Source organism: Brevibacterium sanguinis (genome assembly GCF_039528855.1).
Lineage (GTDB): Bacteria > Actinomycetota > Actinomycetes > Actinomycetales > Brevibacteriaceae > Brevibacterium > Brevibacterium sanguinis.
Genome location: NZ_BAAAMB010000001.1, coordinates 158,939 through 181,549, shown reverse-complemented (window position 1 = coordinate 181,549; position 22,611 = coordinate 158,939). Strand labels below are relative to the sequence as shown.

At 68.7% G+C, this 22,611-nt stretch carries 20 protein-coding genes; 12 read left to right on the top strand and 8 right to left on the bottom strand.

Annotated features, from left to right (window positions below):
* Positions 1-469 precede the first annotated feature (469 nt).
* Positions 470-700 carry a hypothetical protein gene (locus ABD154_RS00840; protein ID WP_198499563.1) on the bottom strand — a complete coding sequence of 77 codons (231 nt, stop codon included), beginning with the start codon at positions 698-700 and terminating at the stop codon, positions 470-472.
* 78 nt (positions 701-778) lie between these two features.
* Here ABD154_RS00840 and ABD154_RS00835 point away from each other — a divergent pair, with 78 nt between their 5' ends.
* Together ABD154_RS00835 and ABD154_RS00830 are read left to right on the top strand one after the other, a co-directional pair.
* Positions 779-2,869, top strand: a complete 2,091-nt coding sequence (locus ABD154_RS00835; RefSeq protein WP_344249404.1) for a helicase-associated domain-containing protein — start codon at positions 779-781, stop codon at positions 2,867-2,869.
* An 88-nt stretch (positions 2,870-2,957) separates the two neighbouring features.
* Positions 2,958-4,592: a DNA repair helicase XPB gene (locus ABD154_RS00830; protein ID WP_344249402.1), complete on the top strand. Its 1,635-nt coding sequence runs from the start codon at positions 2,958-2,960 to the stop codon at positions 4,590-4,592.
* Between the two features lie 15 nt (positions 4,593-4,607).
* Here the strand turns inward: ABD154_RS00830 and ABD154_RS00825 are convergent, their stop codons facing one another.
* On the bottom strand, positions 4,608-6,287 hold the full coding sequence (locus ABD154_RS00825; RefSeq protein ID WP_344249400.1) for an ABC-F family ATP-binding cassette domain-containing protein: 1,680 nt from the start codon (positions 6,285-6,287) through the stop codon (positions 4,608-4,610).
* Positions 6,288-6,380: 93 nt separating this feature from the next.
* On the bottom strand, positions 6,381-7,340 hold the full coding sequence (locus tag ABD154_RS00820; protein ID WP_344249398.1) for an EamA family transporter: 960 nt from the start codon (positions 7,338-7,340) through the stop codon (positions 6,381-6,383).
* Positions 7,341-7,475: 135 nt separating this feature from the next.
* Here ABD154_RS00820 and ABD154_RS00815 point away from each other — a divergent pair, with 135 nt between their 5' ends.
* The 9 genes from ABD154_RS00815 to pspAB all read left to right on the top strand — a co-directional run bounded on the left by ABD154_RS00815 (position 7,476) and on the right by pspAB (position 16,850).
* Positions 7,476-8,156 carry a CGNR zinc finger domain-containing protein gene (locus ABD154_RS00815; RefSeq protein ID WP_344249396.1) on the top strand — a complete coding sequence of 227 codons (681 nt, stop codon included), beginning with the start codon at positions 7,476-7,478 and terminating at the stop codon, positions 8,154-8,156.
* Positions 8,157-8,329: 173 nt separating this feature from the next.
* Positions 8,330-9,085 carry a response regulator transcription factor gene (locus tag ABD154_RS00810; RefSeq protein ID WP_137824402.1) on the top strand — a complete coding sequence of 252 codons (756 nt, stop codon included), beginning with the start codon at positions 8,330-8,332 and terminating at the stop codon, positions 9,083-9,085.
* 30 nt (positions 9,086-9,115) lie between these two features.
* Entirely contained in the window at positions 9,116-10,903 is a 1,788-nt protein-coding gene (locus ABD154_RS00805) for a sensor histidine kinase (protein ID WP_425546713.1), read from the top strand.
* Positions 10,900-12,966 carry a S1C family serine protease gene (locus ABD154_RS00800; RefSeq protein WP_344249391.1) on the top strand — a complete coding sequence of 689 codons (2,067 nt, stop codon included), beginning with the start codon at positions 10,900-10,902 and terminating at the stop codon, positions 12,964-12,966. The genes ABD154_RS00805 and ABD154_RS00800 overlap by 4 nt, the downstream gene beginning before the upstream one ends.
* Positions 12,967-13,395: 429 nt before the next feature.
* Positions 13,396-13,683 carry a WXG100 family type VII secretion target gene (locus tag ABD154_RS00795; protein ID WP_198499570.1) on the top strand — a complete coding sequence of 96 codons (288 nt, stop codon included), beginning with the start codon at positions 13,396-13,398 and terminating at the stop codon, positions 13,681-13,683.
* Positions 13,684-14,080: 397 nt separating this feature from the next.
* Positions 14,081-14,827: a PspA/IM30 family protein gene (locus tag ABD154_RS00790; RefSeq protein WP_171007134.1), complete on the top strand. Its 747-nt coding sequence runs from the start codon at positions 14,081-14,083 to the stop codon at positions 14,825-14,827.
* Entirely contained in the window at positions 14,827-15,111 is a 285-nt protein-coding gene (gene pspAA / locus ABD154_RS00785; protein WP_344249388.1) for a PspA-associated protein PspAA, read from the top strand. The genes ABD154_RS00790 and pspAA overlap by 1 nt, the downstream gene beginning before the upstream one ends.
* Positions 15,112-15,242: 131 nt before the next feature.
* Positions 15,243-16,154: a zinc metalloprotease HtpX gene (gene htpX, locus ABD154_RS00780; RefSeq protein ID WP_137827046.1), complete on the top strand. Its 912-nt coding sequence runs from the start codon at positions 15,243-15,245 to the stop codon at positions 16,152-16,154.
* 99 nt (positions 16,155-16,253) lie between these two features.
* Complete coding sequence (pspAB, locus tag ABD154_RS00775; protein ID WP_198499573.1) at positions 16,254-16,850, top strand: PspA-associated protein PspAB; 597 nt, start codon at positions 16,254-16,256, stop codon at positions 16,848-16,850.
* A gap of 44 nt (positions 16,851-16,894) precedes the next feature.
* Here the strand turns inward: pspAB and ABD154_RS00770 are convergent, their stop codons facing one another.
* The 4 genes from ABD154_RS00770 to ABD154_RS00755 all read right to left on the bottom strand — a co-directional run bounded on the left by ABD154_RS00770 (position 16,895) and on the right by ABD154_RS00755 (position 19,527).
* Positions 16,895-17,518 (bottom strand): M23 family metallopeptidase, encoded by a 624-nt coding sequence (locus tag ABD154_RS00770; RefSeq protein WP_344249384.1) that lies wholly within the window; start codon positions 17,516-17,518, stop codon positions 16,895-16,897.
* Between the two features lie 29 nt (positions 17,519-17,547).
* Positions 17,548-17,775, bottom strand: a complete 228-nt coding sequence (locus ABD154_RS00765) for an RNA-binding S4 domain-containing protein (protein ID WP_198499574.1) — start codon at positions 17,773-17,775, stop codon at positions 17,548-17,550.
* Positions 17,775-18,605 carry an OadG family protein gene (locus ABD154_RS00760; RefSeq protein ID WP_198499575.1) on the bottom strand — a complete coding sequence of 277 codons (831 nt, stop codon included), beginning with the start codon at positions 18,603-18,605 and terminating at the stop codon, positions 17,775-17,777. The genes ABD154_RS00765 and ABD154_RS00760 overlap by 1 nt, the downstream gene beginning before the upstream one ends.
* Before the next feature lie 172 nt (positions 18,606-18,777).
* Complete coding sequence (locus tag ABD154_RS00755) at positions 18,778-19,527, bottom strand: sulfite exporter TauE/SafE family protein (protein ID WP_198499576.1); 750 nt, start codon at positions 19,525-19,527, stop codon at positions 18,778-18,780.
* A gap of 175 nt (positions 19,528-19,702) precedes the next feature.
* On the opposite strand from ABD154_RS00755, the gene ABD154_RS00750 reads away from it, so the two are divergent.
* Positions 19,703-20,470, top strand: a complete 768-nt coding sequence (locus tag ABD154_RS00750) for a DUF1707 SHOCT-like domain-containing protein (protein WP_198499577.1) — start codon at positions 19,703-19,705, stop codon at positions 20,468-20,470.
* 103 nt (positions 20,471-20,573) lie between these two features.
* Here ABD154_RS00750 and groL read toward each other — a convergent pair whose 3' ends face one another.
* The gene (groL, locus tag ABD154_RS00745) at positions 20,574-22,211 is read right to left on the bottom strand and encodes a chaperonin GroEL (protein WP_198499578.1); all 1,638 of its coding nucleotides are present in this window, start codon (positions 22,209-22,211) and stop codon (positions 20,574-20,576) included.
* Between the last annotated feature and the right edge of the window lie 400 nt (positions 22,212-22,611).

Genomic DNA, 22,611 nt, shown 5'->3' with positions numbered 1-22,611 from the left:
AGGACCCGGTCGGGTCCTGTGTCTCTGACCGGCGGTGCCGGTCTGTGTCAGTGGTGCCCGGTAATGTCCTGCGCACCCAGATCGAAGGAGGTGGTCAATGGTGATTCGTCGGTCCCGCGACGCCGACGCCGAGTGCCTCGCACTCATGGCCTCGCAACCGAAGGAGGCTCCGGCCGCTGAGCACGAGTCTCATCGCTCGCCTCACGTGTCACTGTCGCCCGGTGGCTGCCACGTGCCGTTGCTCTGTCCGTGAACGTCACGGTGAGCGTTCGTCGGCTGGTCGCAACCTCTGCCTGCGCTGAGCTGGGTCCGGCTGAGCCGGCCATGCTCAGCAGCTCGGTCGGTGCGGTTTCGGTGAGCTGCCGTGAACTGCGGTCCGAACGGAGGCCCCGAGCGAATGGAACCACCGACCGAACGGAGGTGATCGCCTCGGAGAAGCGAGCCTGCGGAATTGAGCCCGCGGTTCGTCTCAGCTCTCGTTCACCCCTGGCTGCCTGCGTCTGAGCGCCGAGCGGATGACGACCGCTGCGAGCAGAGCAAAGGCGATGGGCAGGAGGATCATCGGCAGGTATGTCAGCAAGTGCGAGGGGGTGTACCCCATCCACGCCTGACCCAGAACGCCGATGAGACCGGCTGCTCCGATGACGGCTGCTGCGACGGCTACGACGACGATGGCCGTATCGACACGCTTGGCTGACAATGCTCGTCCTTCCCGAGGTGATTGGGCGTTCCTGACCCGTCCATTGTACCCCTGGGGATACACTGAACGGCGATGTCAATGACCTTCAGCACATGGCTGGCCCAGAGCTCCGACGCGGACTTCGAGTCGTTCGTGCGGACTCGTCGCGACCTCCTCCGGCCCGAGTCGCCGACACTGTCCTCCCTCGCCGCCGCGGCGTCGTCGCGCATCGGCGTCTCCCGCGGCATCGAAGCGCTCGACGCCGACCACCTCGACCTCCTCATCGGTCTCGCGACGGCCGCCCGCACCGGGCCCGACATCAGTCTCGGCCGCCTCGGCGATGCCGTCCCCGCTGACGCCGACCTCACCCGGCTGCGCGACCTCGGCCTCGCCTGGCCTGCGGACTCCCCCGACGTCTGGCGGATCCAGTCCGAGGCGATCACCCTCCTGCCCACCTCGGCGGCGGATTCCGCCCGCCCCCGCCCCTGGCACACCTACACGGACTCCGCCCAGCGCCCGGACGCCTCGGCGACGACGATCCCCCAGGCCCTCGTCCACAACAGCGAACAGGCGGCCGTCGCCGAGGTCGTGTCCTCCCTGCGCGGACTCGTCGACGAGATGGAGTCCTCCCCCGTCTCCCGTCTGACGAGCGGCGGCATCTCGAAACGCGACGTCAGCCGTCTCGCGCGCACCCTCGAACTCGACCTCGAGCCGACGATCACCATGCTGCTGGCGGCGAAGTCCCTCGGTCTCATCGGCGTCCTCGACGATCCGCTCGACCCGCAGTGGACGGCGAGCGACGACGCGGCGACGATGCTCGCCGGGGATCGCGCCGACCTCTGGGCGTCGCTCGTCTCCTCGTGGCTGCGCGAATCCCAGGACGTCACCCAGCTCGTGACCGGGGCGAGCGCGAACGAGCGCCTCACCGTCCTCGCCGCCCCGAAGAAGTCCCTGTTCAAGGGCTTCAGCCAGTCGGTTCCGGCGATGCCGCTGCTGCGCTCCACCGTGCTCTCCGTGCTCCACGGCATCGGGGTCGGATCGTCGCGTTCGGCTGAGTGGATCCACGCGCAGGTCCTGCGATCCCGGCCGCTGACCCCGGCCCACGATCCCGCGATCACCGAGGAGGTCCTCCAGTCGGCGGTGATGTTCGGGCTCGCGACGACCCCGCTCCAGCAGCCGGGCCATTTCGGTCCGAGCCGGTTCGGGGTGATGCTCGCCGCCGGTCTCGAGCGGGCCGCGACCGCCGCGGTCCGTGAGAATCCGGCGCTCGCGCCGCTCGGGGTCAGCGTCGCGGCGCTGACCGTGCCCGCCGAGGTCGTCGCCGAGGTCCGCGCGGGGCTCGTCCCCGAGGTCGACACCGTCCTCATCCAGTCCGATCTCACCGCCGTGGCGACCGGCCCGATCGACCCCCGCGTCCACCACATCCTCCGCCGCTTCGCCGTCGTCGAAGCCCGCGGCCAGGGCACCGTCTACCGCATCGACGGGGACACGATCGAGGCGAGCATGCAGTCCGGCGTCGACGCCGCCGAAGCGCTGCGCGAACTCGCCGCCATCAGCACCGAACCGCTGCCCTCGACGCTCGAGTTCCTCATCTCGAACACCGCGGCGAAGCTGCACCGCGTCCGGGTCGCCGGGGCCCGCGCCGTCCTCGTCGTCGACGACCCGGTCGACCTCGACGTCATCCTCTCCGACCCGCTCATGGCCCCCGCCGGCCTCGACCGTCTCGCCCCGACGGTGGCGATCAGCCAGCTCGGCCTCGAACGCACGATGCACCTTCTCGAGGCCGGGGACCATCACGCGCTCCTCCACTCCCCCGCCGGTCCCGTGCGCCGCCGGTCGGTGATCACGCAGACCGAACCCGAGGTGACGACGCGGACACGGGCCCGGGTCACCGACGACCGCCTCGGCGATTACATCCGCATCCTGCGCTCGCCGGCGGGCGCGACCGCGGAGCAGAGACCGACCGACGAACCGCTCGGTCACCTCGATCGGCTCCGGGAGGCCGCACAGGCCCGGACGCTCGTGACGATCCGGCTCGCCGACTCCCACGGTCAGGAGCGCATCGTGCAGATGCAGCCGACGACGGTCAACGGCGGGCGGGTCCGCGGCACGGTGACGACGACCGGCGCCGAGGCGTCCCTGTCGATCGCGCGCATCGTCAGCGTCGAACCCGCGCCGGAGCCGAGGTGAGCACTCACCGGCGGGCGGAGGCAGCGGCGGGAACAATCGCGCCGCCCGGGGCGTTGACCTCGTCGTTGTCACCTCGGCGAAGGAATTCATGAACGGACCTCTCATCGTCCAGTCCGATCGGACTGTGCTCCTCGAATCGGGGCACCCCCTGGCCACCGAGGCGGCGGTGGCGATCGCCCCGTTCGCACAGCTGGCCCGGACCCCGGAGTACATCCACACGTACACGATCACCCCGCTGGGCCTGTGGAATGCGCGCGCGAGCGGCCACGACGCCGAATCGGTCGTCGATGTCCTCCTCGAGTTCGCGAAGTACCCGGTCCCGCACGAGCTGCTCGTCGACATCGTCGACATCATGGACCGGTTCGGGGTGCTCACCCTCATCGACCATCCCATCCACGGCCTGACGCTGACGTCGACGGAGACCGCACTCCTCGACCGGCTCACCGGCCAGCCCGACCTCGTCGGCAAGTTCGGCAGGCGGCTCGACGAGGAGTCCGTCCTCGTCCACCCCTCGGAACGGGGCGAGCTCAAGCACGCCCTCCTCCAGCTCGGGCATCCGGTCTCCGACCACGCCGGCTACGTCGACGGCGAAGCCCGCGACATCGAGCTCAGCGACGACGCCCACGGCGGGGCGTGGCATCTGCGCGACTACCAGCGGGAGGCCATCGACCAGTCGCTTTCCGGGGAGTCCGGGGTCGTCGTCCTCCCCTGCGGGGCCGGGAAGACGGTCGTCGGGGTCGCGACGATGTCGCGGGTGCAGACGACGACGCTCATCCTCGTGACGAACTCCGTGTCGGCGAAGCAGTGGAAGGACGAGATCCTCGCGCGCACGACGCTGACGGAGGACGAGATCGGCGAGTATTCGGGATCGGTCAAGGAGATCCGCCCGATCACGATCGCGACCTACCAGGTGCTCACGACGAGGCGGAAGGGCTCGTATCTCCACCTCGAACTCCTCGACGCCAAGGACTGGGGGCTCGTCATCTACGACGAGGTGCACCTGCTCCCGGCGCCGATCTTCCGGCTCACCGCGAGCCTCCAGGCCCGGCGCCGGCTCGGGCTGACCGCCACGCTCGTGCGCGAGGACGGCCGGGAGGACGAGGTGTTCTCCCTCATCGGCCCCAAGCAGTACGAGGTGCCGTGGAAGGAGCTCGAACGCCTCGGCTTCATCGCCACCGCCGCGTGCCATGAGGTCCGCGTCCGCCTCGACGGAGGCACCCGCACCGCGTATGCCCGCGCCGACGGCGAGGATCGCTACCGCCTGGCCGCGACCTCGGATGCCAAGCTGCCGATCGTCAAGACCCTCGTCGCCGACCATCCGGAGGCGCAGATCCTCGTCATCGGCCAGTACCTCGACCAGCTCGAGGAGATCGGCGAGGCCCTCGGCGCCCCCGTGCTCACCGGGCAGACCCCGGAGTCACAGCGGCAGGAGCTCTTCCGCGACTTCCGGTCGGGGGCGATTCGGGTCCTCGTCGTGTCCAAGGTCGCGAACTTCTCCGTCGACCTGCCCGCCGCCTCGGTGGCTATCCAGGTCTCCGGTGCCTTCGGGTCGCGGCAGGAGGAGGCGCAGCGCCTCGGCCGGATCCTGCGGCCGAAGGAGGATTCGGGCTCGGCGACGTTCTACACCGTCGTCGCCGCCGACACCGTCGACGAGCACTTCGCCGCCCAGCGCCGCCGCTTCCTCACCGAGCAGGGATACAGCTACGACATCGAGGTGCGGTAGGCGCGTCCGCGAGGCTCACCCTCGGGCGCGGGACACGCGCCCCTCGTCCCAGACGGGCTCGTTCGACTCGTAGATCTCCCCGTCGGCGCCGAAGACGAGGAAACGATCGAAATCACGGGCGAACCAGCGATCGTGGGTGACCGCGAGCACCGTGCCGTCGAAGGCGGCCAGCGCATCCTGCAGCGCCTCGGCGGAGACGAGGTCGAGGTTGTCCGTCGGCTCGTCGAGGAGGAGCAGTGTCGCGCCGGCGAGTTCGAGCAGGAGGATCTGGAACCGCGCCTGCTGCCCGCCCGAGAGCGAGTCGAAGGTCTGCTCGGCGGACCCGGCGAGTTCGTAGCGGGCCAGCGCCCGTGACGCGGGTTCGCGCGGCAGCCCGCTGCGGTGCTCGTCGCCCCGATGGAGGATGTCGAGCAGGGTCCGTCCGACGAGGTCGGGCCGCCCGTGGGTCTGCGCGAACCAGCCGGGCCGCACCCGAGCCCCCAGCCGCACCCGACCCTCATGGGCGACAGCGGGGATGTCGATGTCGCTGACGGGCCGATGCTCGGGTTCGGGATCGGTGCCGCCGGCGGCGAGCAGGCGCAGGAAGTGCGACTTCCCCGACCCGTTCGACCCGAGCACCGCCACGCGATCGCCGTAGTGGACCTCGAGGTCGAAGGGCAGCATGAGGTCGGTGAGCTCGAGTGCGTCGGCAACGATCGCGATCTTCCCCGTCCGACCTCCGCCGAGGCGGATCCCGAGGTGCTGCTCCCTGGGCATCGCCTCGGGCGGACCGGCGGTCTCGAACCGCTCGAGTCGGGTCTGCGCCGCCCGGTACCGTGAGGTCATATCGGAGTTGTACGCGGCCTTCTGCTTGTACATCTGGACGAGGGCCTTGAGCTTCGCATGCTCCTCATCCCACCGTTTCCGCAGCTCCTCGAGCCGGTCGAACCGGGCGACCCGCGCCGCGTGATACGAGGCGAACCCGCCCGGATGCACCCAGGCGGTGTTGCCGGCGGCGGAGAGCTCGAGGGTGATGATCTCCGTCGCGGCCTGCGCGAGCAGCTCCCGATCGTGGGAGACGAAGAGGACGCTCTTGTCAGTCTCCCGCAGCTGCGCCTCCAGCCACCGCTTGCCCGGCACGTCGAGGAAGTTGTCCGGTTCGTCGAGGATGAGCACGTCGTCATGTCCGCGCAGCAGCGCCTCGAGGACGAGCTTCTTCTGCTCCCCGCCCGAGAGCGTCGCGATCGCCCGGTCCCGACACCGGTCGAAGGGGATCCCCAGCGCCGAGGTGGTGCACGTGTCCCAGAGGACTTCCGCGTCGTAGCCTCCCGCATCGGCCCATTCGCTCAGGGCGTTCGCGTACGCCATCTGGACCTCGGTCGTCTCACCGTCGGGGCCGAGCAGCCGTTCCTCGGCCCGCCGGACGACGGCGGCGGCCCGCTGGATCCGCTGCGGTGCGAGCTCCTCGAGCGCCTCGGCGACGGTGTCGGCGGTGATGAACTGGCGCATCAGGCCGACGCTGCCGGTGTGGGACACCGACCCGGACTCCGGGGACAGCTCACCGGTGAGGATGCGCAGCAGCGTCGTCTTCCCTGCCCCGTTGGCGCCGATGAGCGCCGCCTTCGCCCCGTCGCCGACCCGGAACGACACCCCCGACAGCAGCGGTCGGCCGTCGGCGAGCGTGTACGCAACGTCGTTGATGTCGATATGGCCCATGGCCTCACGCTATCAGCGCCGTTCACGGCAGCCCCCAGGGTCCAGCAGCCCTCCGTCCCCAGCACCCAGCCAAGACGCACGCGCCTCGCCCGCTCACACCTCGGCGAGGGCTCCGGAGCGGGCGACGACCTCACGGGTGGCGATCCGCCGGGCCAGCCGGGCCTCGCCCCATTTGATGAAGACGACGCCGCCGAGGATGAAGACGCCGCCGAAGAGCTGGATCGGCGCAGGCAGCTCGGCGAGCAGGAGCCACGCGACGATGACGGAGAAGGGCACTTCGATGAGGTTGACGAACGAACCGACGGTCGCGCCGATGTAGCGCAGGCCGAGGATGCCGGCGATGTAGGCGCCGGCGGTGAAGAGGATGATGAGCGCCATCGGCAGCACCCACGAGACCTGGAGGCCGCCGAAGTCGACGTCGGTCGTCGCCGCACCCCACGGCATGACGCCGAGGAGGACGATGAGACCCATGGTCAGCGCGCCGACGCCCATGCCGAGCCCGGTCAGCGCCACCGGCGGCACATTGATCGTGTCCTTCGCCGAGACGAGGAAGTAGGAGGCGAGACAGACTGCGGCGGCGAGCGCCATGACGACACCGAGGACGCTGATCGAGGCCCCGCGCAGGTTGAGGACGAGGAGGAGACCGACCATCGAGACGAGTACCCCGATGAACGTCACGGTCGCCGGGCGGGTCCGGGTCCGAGCCCAGATCCAGAAGACGATGAGCATCGGCGCCGTCATCTCGAGGAGCAGGGCGACGGCGACGGTGAGGTGTTCGACGGCGACGAAGTAGAAGCCCTGCACGCCGGCCATCGACACGAGCCCGTAGGTGAGGACCGTCTTCCAGTGCGCGCGCACCTCACCCCAGCGTCCGCGGAGTGCGATGAGGCTGGGGATGAGCAGGAGGAGGGCCGAGCCGATGAGGCGGATGAGCACGACCGCACCCGGCGTCCACCCGACGGCGTACATCGTCTTCGCGATCGGCCCGGAGACGGCGAAGAAGAAGGCGGAGGCCAGGGTGAGGAGGAACCCCAGGACGACGGTGCGGGTCATTCTCAGCCTCCTGATATCGGGTGCGGTCGGCGCGGACGGATGAGCGCGCCGAGGTGGTGGACGTGTCCATCGCCAGTATTTCCCACCGCCATGAAATGAGTCAAGTGCATTTTGCTCCTTACGCGATGTGGCACAATGGCAGACATCATGACTTTCGCGTATGACATCCGCTCGAACCTCACGATGCTCGTCGACCTCCTCAACACCGCGGGCGGCATCGCCGCGGACGGAGATCAGCTGACGACGACCGCGGGCCTCCGCGACTTCGCCGCCGGACACGACTTCTCCGGGCCGCTCACGGCGACGAAGGCCGACGTCGAGGAGACGCGCCGCCTGCGCGAGCGCTTCGCCGCCGCCTTCGAGGCGGGCCTCGACTCAGAGCCTGCTCACGAGTCGAGCCTCGACCCCGAGCCCGCGACCGGCCCGGCCGGCGACACCAACCCGGTCGGCGAATCAGCCGCGGACGCCCTCGAGCGGCGCATCGTCGAGGAGGTCAATCTCACCCTGCGCGAGACCGACGCGCTGCCGCAGCTCGTGCGCCACGGCGACTGGGACTGGCACCTCCACGCCGTGGGCGCGACGGCGAGCCTCGCCGACCGCGTCGCCGCCGATGTCGCCCTCGTGCTCATCGACCTCATCCGCTCCGGCGACCTCGACCGCCTGGGCAGATGCGCGGCCGAGGACTGCCGGGCCTACCTCGCCGACTTCAGCCGCAACCGCTCGAAGCGCTTCTGCGACACCGGCAACTGCGCCAACCGCACCCACGTCGCCGCCTTCCGCGCCCGCCAGAGCGACGCCGGCGATCACGCCTCCTGAACCCGACCTGCTCGCAGGCTGAAAAATCCCGCAATTCACCGCTCCGATCCTGAGAGCCGAAGCCCCTCAGGGGACTCGAATGGACTTTTCTGGGAATTTTTCAGTGACGGAGGTCACAATCGCATTCAGGCAATGTTCACCTGACTCCCAGACTCGCTCTTCACACTGAAGTCATGACTACACAGAACGACACCGACATCGAAGCCACTCTGCTCGTTGTCGACGATGAGCCCAACATCCGCGAACTCCTCTCCACGAGCCTGCGCTTCGCCGGCTTCGACGTCGTGTCGGCAGCCAACGGCGCCGAGGCCCTGCGCCTCGCCGAGCAGACCACCCCCGACCTCCTCGTCCTCGACGTGATGCTGCCGGACATGGACGGCTTCACCGTCACCCGGCGCCTCCGCCAGATCGGGATGAACGCCCCCGTCGTCTTCCTCACCGCCCGCGATGACACCTCGGACAAGATCACGGGGCTGACCGTCGGCGGCGATGACTACGTGACGAAGCCGTTCAGCCTCGAAGAGGTCGTCGCCCGCATCCGCGCCGTCCTCCGCCGCACCCGCAGCCTCGAGGACGAGGAGAACGCCGTCATCGTGGCGGGCGATCTCGAACTCGACGACGACACCCACGAGGTGCGCCGCTCGGGGATCCTCATCGACCTCTCCCCCACAGAGTTCAAGCTGCTGCGCTACCTCATGCTCAACGCCAACCGCGTGCTCTCGAAGTCGCAGATCCTCGACCATGTCTGGGAATACGACTTCGGCGGCGACACGGGAATCGTCGAGTCCTACATCTCCTACCTGCGACGCAAGATCGACGTCACCCCGGAAACGGACGCCGCCGGTCACACCGTGGAGATGGAGTGGACGCCGATGATCCAGACGAAGCGCGGCGTCGGCTACATGCTGCGCACACCGGAATCCAAGTAGTCGCCCAAGCACGGGCGCTAGATTACTCACGTGGCAACAAAACACACCCGTCCCTCCCGACCCGGTTTCTGGGAGGAGTGGTCTCTGACCACCAAGCTCCTGGGGATCATGATGCTGCTCATGCTGCTCGTCCTCTCGGGGACGAGCGCATGGGTGCTCGAGAACCTGCGCGACAGTCTCATCGAACGCACCGATGAGCGGCTCATCAGCGCGTCCGAAACACTCGCGAAGCAGGCCTACCAGGACGTCTTCGCCCCGGCGCAGCTGCAGTCGACCGAATCCGGCGGCGACGGCAGCGCGACGACGATCGACTCGAACTCGTGGAATGAGCTCAAGAGCCTCCTGCCCGGCGGCTTCTACGTCCAGTTCTACTCGACCGACGGCAAGGCGATCAGCGATCCCGTGGCACCCGAGCCGAAGAATCAGCCGGTGCTGCCGCCGATCACCGAATCCGATGTCTATGCGCAGGGCGGCCGGCCGTTCACGGTGTCCGGCACGAAGTCGCAGTGGCGGGCGCGGGCGATGAAGGTGCAGAACACCGACGTGCTCGTGGCGATCGCGGTCCCCTTCGACCGCGAGATCGACAACATCAACGAACGCGCCCGCAACACGATGATCGGCATCGGCCTCCTCGCCCTGGCGATGGTCGCCGGAGTCGGCTACTGGGCGATCAACAACACCTTCCGCCCGCTGCGCGACATCGAGAAGACGGCCTCGCGGATCGCCGGCGGCGATCTCAGCCAGCGCGTGCCGACGTTCCCCCGCAACACGGAGCTCGGGAGGCTCTCGGCGGCGCTCAACACGATGCTCGGTCGCATCGAGGACTCCTTCGACGGGCAGACTCGGTCGGAGAAGCGGATCCGACAGTTCGTCTCCGACGCCTCGCACGAGCTGCGCACCCCGCTCGTGACGATCCGCGGCTACGCCGAGCTCTACCGTCAGGGAGCGATCACCAAGCCCGATGACATCGCGCAGGCGATGGAGCGGATGGAGTCGGAGGCCAAGCGCATGGGCGTCCTCGTCGACGACCTCGTCGTCCTCGCCCGGCTCGACGAACAGCGCCCGACGGAGATCGGCCCGATCGACCTCTTCAAGGTCGTCCGCGACGCCGCCGCCGACGCCGCCGCGCAGGCCCCTGACCGGGAGATCAGCTTCGTCGGCCTCGACGGGGACGATGCCTCCCCGGTGCCGCTCATCCGCGGCTCGGAGTCGAAGATCCGCCAGGTCATCGTCAATCTCGCCGGCAACGCCGTCCGCCACACCCCGGAGGACGCGGCGATCGAGTTCGCCGTCGGCGTCGTCGGACTCCCCGAGGACCCCGCGGCCGAGGCCGGCACCACCGGCTCGGACGACAGCGGCAAGTCGGGGGCGAAGGAGAAGTCGCGGGAGCGCGGTTTCGTCACCGGCGGAGTCCGCATCTTCCGTCGCGGCGACGCGAGCGGAGCGGAGCCTGCCGACGCGCAGGAGCCGGCGGGCATCGTCCCCAACGTCACGGCGGCGGGCACGGTCGCCGTCGACGAGTCGCTGCGCGGCTTCCCGAACGGACGCGTCCGCTTCGAGGTCCGCGACCACGGCGAGGGCATCGATCCCGAGCTCGTCCCCCGCATCTTCGAACGGTTCTACCGGCTCGACGTCTCCCGCACCCGCGACACCGGCGGATCCGGCCTCGGACTCTCGATCGTCAAGGCGATCGTCGAGAACCACCATGGAGTCATCTCCGTGCAGCAGACACCCGGGGGCGGCGCGACCTTCCGCGTCGACCTGCCCATCCCAGATAACGAAGACAGTGCTCCAGACGCGCGAAAGGACGAGCGATGAGCAGCAACGACGGCAACACTCCCCGCAACCGGGGACGCCACGGAGACGACGACTACCGGACGTTCCCGACCGACGGTTCCCGTGCGTCATCGGACGTTCCGCGCACCTTCCCGACCTCCGATCAGGGGGCCTCGCCGAGGCGGGACGGCGAACCCGCGTCCGGCCCGTCCCAGCCGGGTTCAAGTCAGGGGCAGCCTGATCCCTCCACAACCAGCTTCCCCGCCGCGCCCGGCCAGGGACAGCCCGGGACCGGCCGCGGCGAGGACACGACGCGGGTGCAGCCGACTTACGCGCAGACGCCTGGGGACAACTCGCGAGGAGTGACCGGAGCACCGCAGGGCAATGCGAGCGGCGGCCACCTCTCGGGCCCCGGCCAACAGCCGGGTTCGGGCCAGCAGCCGGGCTCGAGCCAGCAGCCGAGCTCAGGCCAGTCCGGCTACGGGTCGTCGGGATACGGGTCGTCGAACCAGCCGAGCGCCTCGAGTCCCTTCAGCCCCGCGGGCCAGCAGTCCGCGGGCGGCGCCTCGGCGTCCGGACAGTCCGGTGCCGACCGGTACGGGCAGAATCCGACGACCGGCTCGGGTCAGCACGGTGCGGGCTCGGGTCAGCACGGTGCGGGATCGGGTCAGCCAGGCCAGTACGGTGCGGGATCCGGACAGTCGGGCCAGTACGGTGCAGGGTCCGGGCAGTCCGGGCAGGCCGGGCAGCAGGGCACGACCGGTTCGACCGCGACCTTCGGTGCGGCGGCGGGTGCCGGCGCGGCAGCCGGTGCCGCTGCCGGTTCGGGTTCGGCGACGACCGGTCCCGCAGGCTCCCAGCAGGGCTCACCGTACGGCGGTTACGGCTCGAACGTCTACGGTTCCGGAGGCTACGGATCCGCCGCCTACGGGTCGAACCCGTCAGGCCCCGGTGGACCCGGCGATCAGGGTCCGTACGGCGGTGCAGCACCGCCTCGGCGCCAGAAGCGCGGACCAGGCTGGGGGGCGACGATCGCGATCGCCCTCATCGCCGCGCTCATCGGCGGAGGCGCAGCGTTCGGCGGCAGCTACGCGGTCAACGCCCTCCAGGACGACGCCCCGCGCAAGGTCGCCGAGCAGACCATCGAGACCCCCGACTGGACTCAGGTCGCGAAGCAGGCCTCCGAGGCCGTCGTCTCGATCCAGGCCGGCGTCGGCGGACGTCCTGTCGCGCTCGGCTCGGGATCGCTCTACGACGACCAGGGTCACGTCATCACGAACAACCACGTGGTGGCGCCGTCGGACACCGCAGGCGGGGAGCTCACGGTGACGATGAAGAGCGGCGCGGCGATGAAGGCGAGCATCGTCGGGCGCGACCCCTCGACCGACATCGCGATCATCAAGCTCGATCAGGTTCCGCAGAACGTCACGCCGCTGCCGGTGGGCGATTCGAAGGCACTCCAGGTCGGCGATCCGGTGATGGCGCTCGGCAACCCGCTCGGCCTCGCCGACTCGGTGACCACCGGCATAGTCTCCGCCCTCGACCGGCCGGTGACCACGGAGAACATCGGTGACGACGCCTCGGCCCAGCAACGGGAGCTGACCATCACGAACGCCATCCAGACGGATGCGGCCATCAACCCGGGCAACTCGGGCGGCCCGCTCGTCGACGGCAACGGCAACTTCATCGGCGTCAACTCCGCCGCCGCCTCACTCGGCTCCGGCGAGGAGGGACAGCAGTCCGGGTCGATCGGCATCGGCTTCGCGATCCCCGCCTCGCAGGCGGTGTCGATCGCCGATCAGCTCATTGCGACCGGCCAGGCTCTGCACCCGTTCCTCGGCGTCACGCTCACCGACGGGCAGATCAACAGCGGCGGAGTGACCCGCGCGAGCGCGAAGGTGCAGACCGTCGAGGCAGGATCGCCGGCCGCAGCGGCCGGGTTCCAGGACGGTGACGACGTCATCGCCGTGGGCGGCACGAAGGTCAACAGCGCAGTGTCGCTGCAGGCCCTCGTCCGTGCCCAGCCGGTCAACACCCCCGTCGACTTCACGATCGTCCGCGGCGGCCAGGAGCAGAACCTCCAGGTGTCCCTCGAACTGAAGTGAGGCTCACGCGCCGCGGCTGCCTCGGCGCTGCGCGACTCCGAACGGCGTCTCCCCACTCGGGGAGGCGCCGTTCGCGTGGTGGCACGTCTGCGCGCCTGCTCCTCAGGGGTCATGTCTGCTCCTCTGGTGGCGCGTCTGCTCCCCGGGTTTGATGCCTGCTCCCCTCGCGCCACATCCCCTCGCCCGCTTCTCCCCCGGGCCCGAGTCCCTCTGCTTGGTCGCCTGCGCGTGTGACTCGCGCTCGTGCGCCGGTGGAGGAGGCACACACTCGTGTGCGAGACGGCTGTGGACGCTCAGCCCGTGTCCACAGGGATGCTCCGCGCCCTTGCGGCCGCGACCGCTCGATGGGGATCGTGGTCACCGCACAGACCCGGTGCGCTCGCGCAGCACGGCGGAGTCCACGATCCGCCGACCATCAGAGGAGAGATCATGAGTTTCGAAGTCGACGCCGAACGCGTCTCGTCCGCGGCCACGGCGACCGCCGCATCGTCCCAGGCACTCATCGCGGAGTCGAACACGATGCTGCGGAACCTGCTCACCCTGCAGGAGTGCTGGAAGGGCAGCGCCGCCCAGAACTTCCAGGCGGTGATCAACCAGTGGGAGGGGGCCCAGAAGCAGCTGTTCGAATCGCTCACCTCGATCCACGGTGCGCTCGGCACCGCAGCCACTCAGTACTCCGAGGTCGAGGCGGCGAACTCGCGTCTCTTCGCGCCGTGACCGATCCGCGAGCGAGCACTGCGGCTGCATCTCCTCGCGCCGTGACCGGTCCGGGAGCGAGCACTGCGGCCGCGTCTCCTCGCACCGTGACCGGTTCAGAACCGAGCGCCGTGATCGGGCAGGCAATGACCACCGGAGCGACGGCCGGACTGAGGGGCGGGCCGACAGAGCTCGACCACAAGTCCCCCGTCACGCATCAGGAGGTGATTCCGCGCCGTCCGCACGTGCGCGACACGCTGAGCCATCTGTAGTTCTCCCTCGTCGACATCTGGGAAACTATCAGCCTTTTTGAGTAGGCTGAAGAGGATAGTTCACGGCGATCGAGGCCGGGACACTCCGCACCCGGAGGTTTCCGACCGCACTCGTCGGACCAGGACCAGAGCAGGAGTCGACAACGGTGAGCATCTTCCAACGAATCGCGACGATCTTCGGAGCGAAGGCGAACAAGGCCCTCGACAAGGCCGAGAACCCCAATGAAACCCTCGACTACTCGTACCAGAAGCAGCTCGAACTGCTGCAGAAGGTGCGCCGCGGCGTCGCGGACGTCGCCACCAGCCGCAAGCGCCTCGAACTGCAGATCAATCAGCTCGAGCAGCAGCAGAACAAGCTCTCCGGGCAGGCCCAGAAGGCCATGGAGATCGGCCGTGAGGACCTCGCCCGTGAGGCTCTGACCCGCAAGTCCGGTCTCTCGCAGCAGATCACCGACCTGCAGACCCAGCACGAGGGCCTCCAGGGCGAGGAGCAGAAGCTCACGCTGGCCTCGCAGCGGCTGCAGGCGAAGGTCGATGCCTTCCGCACGCGCAAGGAGACCATCAAGGCCACCTACAACGCCGCTGAAGCGCAGTCGAAGATCGGTGAGGCGTTCTCGGGCATCTCCGAAGAGCTCGGCGACGTCGGACTCGCCGTCCAGCGCGCCGAGGACAAGACCGCCGCCCTGCAGGCACGGGCCGGCGCTGTCGACGAACTCATCGCCTCCGGCGCCCTCGAGGACGTCACCGGCTCGTCGAAGGACGACATCAGCGCCCAGCTCGATGCCCTCTCCAGCGAGAACGACGTCGAGATGGAGCTCGCCCGGATGCGCGAATCGCTGCCCGCCGGCCAGGAGAAGAACAACCAGAAATCGCTCGAAGGCGAGGGTCAGTGATGATCATCCGCATCATGGGCGAGGGCCAGTACGACGTCGCGAACGTCGACCAGGAGCTTCTGCAGAAGTACGACAACCAGGTCGAACACGCGGTCGAATCCGGTGACGAGGACGAGGCGAAGTCCGCGCTCAACGCGCTCCACGACTACGTCATCAGCCACGGCACGCCCGTCTCCGATGACTACCTCGGATCCAGCGATGTCGTCGTGCCCTTCGTCGACGCGACCCTGACGGAGATCGCCGAGCTGCTCACCGGCGAAGGGTTCATCCCCGACCCCGCGTGAGCCGGACCGGCCCCCGGCCGCCCTGCCCGATCCCGATGAACGCCGGTGCACCGGTTCGACGATGACACCTCCGGCCCATTGCCTGCTCACCAGGCAGTGGGCCGGACCTGCAACACCAGAGAGGAATGAGGATGTCCAACCGTTTCGTCAAGGACAGCGGGCTCACTATGCGCATGGGGTGGACGATCTTCCTCAACGGCCTCATCTACGTCGTCCTCATCCTCGCCATCTGGTGGATGCTCGGCGGCAGCACGACCGGAGTCATCATCGCGGTGGTCGTCAGCGTCGGAGCGTTCTTCTTCCAGTGGTACTTCTCCGACTCCATCGCGATGAAGGCGATGGGGGCACGGGAGGTCACCCCCGAGGAGGCCCCCGAACTCCACACGATGGTCGACCGTCTCACACAGCTCTCCGATTCGACGAAGCCGCGGGTGGCCGTGTCGAACTCGGCGACGCCGAATGCCTTCGCCACCGGACGGTCCCCGAAGCGGTCCGTGGTCTGCGTGACCCGCGGTCTGCTCGAGAACCTCGATCGCGAGGAGGTCGAGGTCGTCCTCGCCCACGAGCTCTCCCACGTCGCCCACCGTGACGTCACCGTCATGACGGTGGCGGGAGTGACCGGAGTCGTCGCCGCCCTGATGATGCGCGCCGGCTACTACATGACCCTCGGCGGGCGCCGCGACAACAACGGCGGCATCCCGATCCAGCTCCTCTTCATCCTCGTCGGAGCCGTGGTCTACGGACTCTCGTTCCTCCTCATCCGCAGCCTCTCCCGCTACCGCGAGCTCGCTGCCGACCGCGCGGCCGCGCTCCTCACCGGCCGCCCGTCGGTGCTCGCCTCGGCGCTGACGAAGCTGAGCGGAGACATGAACAAGATCCCGGAGAAGGACCTCCGCGCCACCGCCTCGGCGAACCATCTCGCGCTCATCCCCGCCGCCCACGGCGGCTCGGGCTTCGGTGAGCTCTTCTCCACCCATCCCTCGCTCGACAAGCGGCTCGCTCAGCTCGCGAAGATCTCCGCGCAGCTGTCGAAGCCGGAGTGAGCCGACGCCCTGCCTGACGGGCACCACGGCAGCAATGCGACCGACTGCCTGACCGGCGACGAATCCACCACTGACCGACCACCACCGATGAGGAGTTTCATGGGCTTCTTCGACGCCATCCTGGGACGCTCCAAACCCAAACGCGCCAACCTCGACGACCTCTTCGCGCTTCCACCGGCAGCGCTCACCCTGCAGGCGGCGACAGGATTCGTCCCGACCGGTGTCGGTGCCGTCGTCTTCCGCCAGGTCGAGGGCGCGGCGTTCGACTCCGCCGAGCAGGAGAGCGTCGCCCTCATCGGCTCGGACCCAGCCGCGAGTGTGCGACAGACGAACGACGGCTTCGGCTACACGTGGCAGGTCGTCTCCGACGCGGATGGCGACGCCGTCAACCTCGTGACGAACCTCCACGCCGTCAACTCCGCCCTCGTCAATCAGGGCTTCGACACGATGCTTCTGTGCTCGACCGTGTACTTCGCGCACCCGGACGGGCGCCGCCTTGCCCTCGTCTACCAGTACAAGCGCGGAACGTTCTACCCCTTCGCCCCGACCGGCCCCCGGCAGCGGGACAATGCGCTCGAGATCCAGGTCCGCGGCATCCTCTCCGGCGAGCTGCCGTTCGAGGACGACATGTCCCGCTGGTCCCCGCTCTGGGATGCGCCGGGCATGGATGAGACCCCCCGCGCCCTCGACAGCTGACACCCCATCCGGCGCGGTGTGACAGCCGACCGCGTCCGGCGCGCTCACGCCTCGATGATCTCGCCGTTGCGGGGCAGGCGGCCGCGGAAGTGCAGCGGCACCGCCTCGGCGCGTTCGGGGTCGAGCCGATCCATGGCCTGGATGTGGAGGTGGGGTTCGGTGCTGTTCCCCGAGTTGCCCGTCTCCGCCACCGCCTCACCGAGGCGGACGGACTGCCCGAGGGCCACCTCGGTGCTGTGCTGTCGCAGGTGGCAGAGGACGACGACGATCCCGCCGACGTCGATGGCGATGTGATTGCCGGCGAGCGCAGGCCACCCGCGGCGCAGGCGCCGCGGCTGGGCAGCCATGTAGCTCAGCGACGGCAGTCCACGGTGTGCAGGATGGTCGGGGTGGCCGTCGTCGACGGCGACGACCGTGCCGTTCGCGGGCGAGAGCAGCGTGCGACCGAAGCCGGGAAAGCGCTGCGGCGGCTCCGGGACCAGCAGTGAGGTGAGGGTGAACCGCGCTGACCTTCCCGTGTCATCGACGGGAACGAAATCGATCGCCTGCCCAGTCGCGAACACTGTGGTTCCGTGACTGGGCAGGCGATCGGCTGGACTGTTCTGGACGAGCCAGCGGCCGCGGAACGGGAAGTCGAGATCGAGTCCCTCGCCCGTGGCCCGGTTCATCATCGGCGACCGCTGCCTGGCAGCTCTGCCTACGCTTCGCCGGCGCTTTCGGATTCGACCTCGAAGGCCTCACCGAGGGCTTCGACGCGGTCGCCGGGACGGATCGTCGCCCCGCGGCGGGTCTCGACCTCCCCGTTGACGCGAACGTCACCGGCGGCGATGAGATCCTTGGCCATGGCGCCGTGTTCGGCGACGCCGTGGAGCTTGAGGAGCTGACCGAGTCTGATCGTCTCGTCGCGGATGGTCACGACGTCCATCAGAAGTCGAAGCCTCCGAAGTCGAAGCCGCCGCCGTCGCCACCGCCGTCGAAGAAGCCTCCGCCGTCTCCGCCGCCCATGTCGCCTCCGGCGTCACCGCCGCCGTCGGCGCCCATGCCGTCCTGGTAGCCGTCGGCGTACGAGCCGTCCCAGCCGCCGCCCATCCCGCCGAAGAGCATGGCGCCCATGAGGACGCCGGGAAGAAGACCCGATCCGGCGTAGGAGTTGAAGTATCCGCGGTTGTATTCGGCGTAGGCCGGTCCCGCTTCCCAGTAGGCCCGGCGGGTCTGACCGTCACCGGTGACGACCTTGCGCACGGCGGGTTCGGCGCCCACGGCGACGCGCTCGGCGTCGGCGGCGCACACGGGAACGGGCCGGAGCTGACCGCCGGCGGGAGCCCAGTCGATGTCCTCGACCGAGGGACCGTGCTGCGGATTGAAGAAGCACGGCGGGCGGCGCACCGGAAGCGGCTTGCCCTCGACGCGGGCGCGCACGCACTTCGCGGCGTAGCGGCCGTCCTCGAGCGCCTCGGTGACGTGGCGGATGTCGGTGGGCTCGTCGACCTTCTCGAGCGTCTCCTTCGCGACGTCGTAGGAGTCGAGGGCCTGCTTGTAGTCCTGCTGGCCACCGGTGTCGAGCTCGACTCCGGACGTGATGATGTCGAGTTCGGCGACTTCCTCACCGAACTCGGTGACGTCCTCTTCCGCTGCCTTCTTCACGAGTTCGAGTTCCGCTGCGTGAAGCTCTTGCTTGCGCTTCTTCTCCTTGCGGTAGCCGACGAAGAAGATGGTGCCGAGAACGATGAGTATGAGCAGGAATACTGTTCCCACGATCAATGCCTCCCAGATGGACGGATCACTGACCAGTATGCCCGACGAAACTGGCAAGCGACTGAGCCAACCCCGCATGCCGCCTCCGCTTGTCCGGCCTGCACCCCTGGGTGCTCGCAGGGTGTTTGCGGGCCAGCGCACTCAGGCCAGTGCAACGACGCGCGCAACGTCGTCAGCCGAAGAGGCCGAGGCCCTTGGCGAGCGTCGCCGCGCCCCCGCCGAAGGCGAGGACGATCATCGCGATCCGCGCCGCCGTCGGTGCGACCTTCTGTGCGAGCAGATCTCCGCCGAGGAGGCCGGCGACGAGGACGATGCCGATCCCGATCCAGATGGCCGGGTCGAGCTGCGGCCACACCCCGCCGTCGACGATGACCTTCGCGATGATCGCCGAGGCGGTGCCGACGACGAGGAACGGCTGCAGGGTCGCCGCGAACGGCCGGTGCTCCCACCGGGTGAGCACCGCATACGCGCTCACCGCGGGTCCCCCGGCGCCGGCCGCTGCCGACATCGTGCCGGAGACGAAGCCGGCCGAGAACTGCGTGCCGAAGTTCGCCGGCATCGTCGTCCCGACCCGACCGATGAGCAGGGAGACGGCGAGCGAGGCGATGATGAGGGCGCCGATGAGCACCTGCAGCGACGCCGTCGGCAGCGCCGTCGTCAGCAGCGCCCCGGGCACCGTGCCGACGACCGTGCCGACCGCGAGCTTCCAGAACACCGGCCATTCGACCTCGCGCCATGTCCGCGCGAAGACGGTGGCGGCCGCGACGATGCCGCAGAGGTTGACGAGGAGGACCCCGGAGACGGGATCGAGGAGGAGGACGAGGAACGGCCCGGAGACCAGGCCGAAGCCCATTCCGGTGATGCGCTGTGCGAGTGCCCCGATGAAGACCGCTGCGAGGATGAGCACGACCACAGGTTCCACCTGAGCAAGTGTAGTGGTTTCGCCCCCGCTCAGCGGGGGCGCCCGCACCGTGAGTCGCCCCGGCGGGAGACGAGTCTCCGCGACCGGACAGCCGCTGTCGCGGACGAGATTCTCTCGCCGCATTCGCCGCGACGTCCCAGGTTTGCGGCCGTGGGAGCGGGGTTACAGTAGACAGATGGAAAGTCGTCCACTCTGGTCCCGCTTCAGCGCCGACCCGCGCGATTACGGGCAGGTCAGAGCCTCCGATGCCGATCGAGCCGTGGTCACCGATGTGCTCTCCGAGGCGTATGCGCTCGGTCAGATCGATGCCGGGGAGTTCGATGAGCGCACCGAGGCGGCGGCGCGGGTGAAGACCCTCGGAGAGATCCCGTCGCTCATCGACGATCTCGTCATCGCCGAGGCCGAACCCGTCGATCCCGACCACCTCGACGAGGCGAGCCGGGCTCGCGCGCTGGCTCAGCTCAGCGATGATCGGATTCCGATCACGCCCGAGCAGATCCAGGAAGCCGCGGAGAAGTTCTACCGCGACCGCGTCAAACGCGCCCTCATCGGTCTCATGGCCGGTCCTGCCGGTTTCATGCTGCTCATCTGGGGGGCGACGAGCCTCTTCGCCGGCAGCCTCATCTTCTTCTGGCCGATCTTCATCCTCGGCCCGATGTTCTTCGGCGCGGTCGCGCAGATGACCGGCAAAGAGGAGATCATCCGCAAACGCAAACAGGAGCTGACGAAGCGCGCCCGGGCACACCTCGGCGATGAGGAGGCGAAGCGCCAGCTCGAGGAGCAGCCGCGACAGGACGACGACTACGAGGAGAACTTCGGCCACGGCCTTCAGCCTCCCCACCCGCTCGCCCCGCCCTACGCCCCCGGGCAGGAGCCGTCGACCGACGAACTGCGACGGCGGAGGGAAGAGCGGCGGCGCCGTCGCGGCAACCCCTGGGACTGAGCACGCGGACTGAGCGCGCGAGGCCGAGTGCGGGAAAGAGAAGAGCCGTGCCACCACCCCTGCGGGTGATGGCACGGCTCTCTCAGTGCCTGGCGGGCGTGGGTCAGAAGCCCATGCCGCCCATGCCCTCCATGCCGGCAGCGGCTGCGTCAGCACCCGGTGCGGCCTTCTCGGGCTTGTCGGCGACGACCGACTCGGTGGTGAGGAACAGACCGGCGATCGACGCGGCGTTCTGCAGAGCCGAGCGGGTCACCTTGACCGGATCGTTGATGCCGGCCGCGAGCAGGTCCTCGTACTCACCGGTGGCGGCGTTGAGGCCCCAGCCCGGTTCGAGGTTCGCGACCTTGTCGGCGACGACTCCGGCTTCGAGTCCGGCGTTCGTGGCGATCTGCTTGAGCGGCGCCTCGATGCCGACCTTGACGATGTTCGCACCCGTCGCCTCGTCGCCGGTGAGCGAGAGGTCGTCGAACGCCTGCTTGCCGGCCTGGATGAGAGCGACGCCGCCACCGGCGACGATTCCCTCTTCCACGGCGGCCTTCGCATTGCGCACGGCGTCTTCGATGCGGTGCTTGGTCTCCTTGAGCTCGACCTCGGTCGCGGCTCCGGCCTTGATGACGGCAACACCGCCGGCCAGCTTGGCCAGGCGCTCCTGCAGCTTCTCACGGTCGTAGTCGGAATCCGAGTTCTCGATCTCCGCACGGATCTGGGCCACGCGGCCGGCGATCTCGTCGGCGTCACCGGCGCCTTCGATGATGGTCGTCTCGTCCTTGGTGACGACGACCTTGCGTGCGGTGCCGAGCAGGTCGAGGGTGACGTTGTCGAGCTTGAGCCCGACTTCCTCGGAGACGACCTGGCCACCGGTGAGGATGGCGATGTCGGCGAGCTGCGCCTTGCGACGGTCACCGAAGCCCGGAGCCTTGACGGCGACGGACTTGAAGGTGCCGCGGATCTTGTTGAGCACGAGCACGGCCAGGGCTTCGCCCTCGACGTCCTCGGCGATGATCAGCAGCGGCTTGTTGGTCTGCTGCACCTTCTCGAGGACGGGCAGCAGGTCCTTGACGTTGGAGATCTTCGAGTTGACGATGAGGATGTAGGGATCCTCGAGGACAGCTTCCTGACGGTCGGTGTCGGTGACGAAGTAACCGGAGATGTAGCCCTTGTCGAAGCGCATGCCCTCGGTCAGTTCGAGTTCGAGTCCGAAGGTGTTGGACTCCTCGACGGTGACGACGCCTTCCTTGCCGACCTTGTCGATCGCCTCGGCGATGAGCTCACCGATCGCGGGATCACCGGCGGAGATGCCGGCGGTCGCAGCGATCTGCTGCTTCGTCTCGATCTCGATGGCGTTGTCGAGCAGGACATCGGTCACGGCCGCGACGGCCTTCTCGATGCCGCGCTTGAGGCTGAGCGGGTCAGCACCGGCAGCCACGTTGCGCAGACCCTCGCGGACGAGTGCCTGAGCGAGAACGGTGGCGGTGGTGGTGCCGTCGCCGGCGACGTCGTCGGTCTTCTTGGCGACTTCCTTGACGAGCTCAGCGCCGATCTTCTCGTAGGGATCCTCGAGTTCGATCTCCTTGGCAATGGACACGCCATCGTTGGTGATGGTGGGTGCGCCCCACTGCTTTTCGAGCACGACGTTGCGACCGCGGGGTCCAAGAGTCACCTTGACCGCGTCCGCAAGCTGGTTGAGACCAGCTTCGAGTCCCCGACGAGCTTCTTCGTCGAATGCAATCATCTTTGCCATAGTGGCCTAGATCCTCCCTGATGGAGTGGACTGGAATCGCAGAGCAGTCGTCAGCGCCCGCGACGGCAGAGAGTGTGTCCGCATGTTCCATTCCACACAGGGACCACGCTCTCGAGACGACTGATGAAATCCCGTGGTTTTCACCAGTACTAGATTTAGCACTCTCAGGGGGAGAGTGCAAACGAAATCCTGCCGACGCCCGTGATTCCGGGCGTTTCGTCAGGCGCGTTTCCGGGCATCGCCGAGGTGTTCGGCTCAGCGCGAACGCGTGGCACGGGCTACCGGGCCCCCACTGTCGAGGGCCGGGTCACCACAGCCAGCTGACGGCAATCGCGGATCCCCGCCGTCGGACATCAGCGGCCGACAGCGCCGTCCCCGGCACCCCGCCCCCGACGCCGAA

Excerpts from the sequence above, each read along its gene's own strand:
- ABD154_RS00810 (WP_137824402.1), top strand. The coding sequence starts at position 8,330 with ATGACTACACAGAACGACACCGACATCGAAGCCACTCTGCTCGTTGTC.
- ABD154_RS00800 (WP_344249391.1), top strand. The coding sequence starts at position 10,900 with ATGAGCAGCAACGACGGCAACACTCCCCGCAACCGGGGACGCCACGGA.
- pspAB (WP_198499573.1), top strand. The coding sequence starts at position 16,254 with ATGGGCTTCTTCGACGCCATCCTGGGACGCTCCAAACCCAAACGCGCC.
- ABD154_RS00820 (WP_344249398.1), bottom strand. The coding sequence starts at position 7,340 with ATGACCCGCACCGTCGTCCTGGGGTTCCTCCTCACCCTGGCCTCCGCC.
- ABD154_RS00765 (WP_198499574.1), bottom strand. The coding sequence starts at position 17,775 with ATGGACGTCGTGACCATCCGCGACGAGACGATCAGACTCGGTCAGCTC.
- ABD154_RS00770 (WP_344249384.1), bottom strand. The coding sequence starts at position 17,518 with ATGAACCGGGCCACGGGCGAGGGACTCGATCTCGACTTCCCGTTCCGC.
- htpX (WP_137827046.1), top strand. The coding sequence starts at position 15,243 with ATGTCCAACCGTTTCGTCAAGGACAGCGGGCTCACTATGCGCATGGGG.
- pspAA (WP_344249388.1), top strand. The coding sequence starts at position 14,827 with ATGATCATCCGCATCATGGGCGAGGGCCAGTACGACGTCGCGAACGTC.
- ABD154_RS00835 (WP_344249404.1), top strand. The coding sequence starts at position 779 with ATGACCTTCAGCACATGGCTGGCCCAGAGCTCCGACGCGGACTTCGAG.
- ABD154_RS00825 (WP_344249400.1), bottom strand. The coding sequence starts at position 6,287 with ATGGGCCATATCGACATCAACGACGTTGCGTACACGCTCGCCGACGGC.
- ABD154_RS00815 (WP_344249396.1), top strand. The coding sequence starts at position 7,476 with ATGGCAGACATCATGACTTTCGCGTATGACATCCGCTCGAACCTCACG.
- groL (WP_198499578.1), bottom strand. The coding sequence starts at position 22,211 with ATGGCAAAGATGATTGCATTCGACGAAGAAGCTCGTCGGGGACTCGAA.
- ABD154_RS00830 (WP_344249402.1), top strand. The coding sequence starts at position 2,958 with ATGAACGGACCTCTCATCGTCCAGTCCGATCGGACTGTGCTCCTCGAA.
- ABD154_RS00750 (WP_198499577.1), top strand. The coding sequence starts at position 19,703 with ATGGAAAGTCGTCCACTCTGGTCCCGCTTCAGCGCCGACCCGCGCGAT.
- ABD154_RS00795 (WP_198499570.1), top strand. The coding sequence starts at position 13,396 with ATGAGTTTCGAAGTCGACGCCGAACGCGTCTCGTCCGCGGCCACGGCG.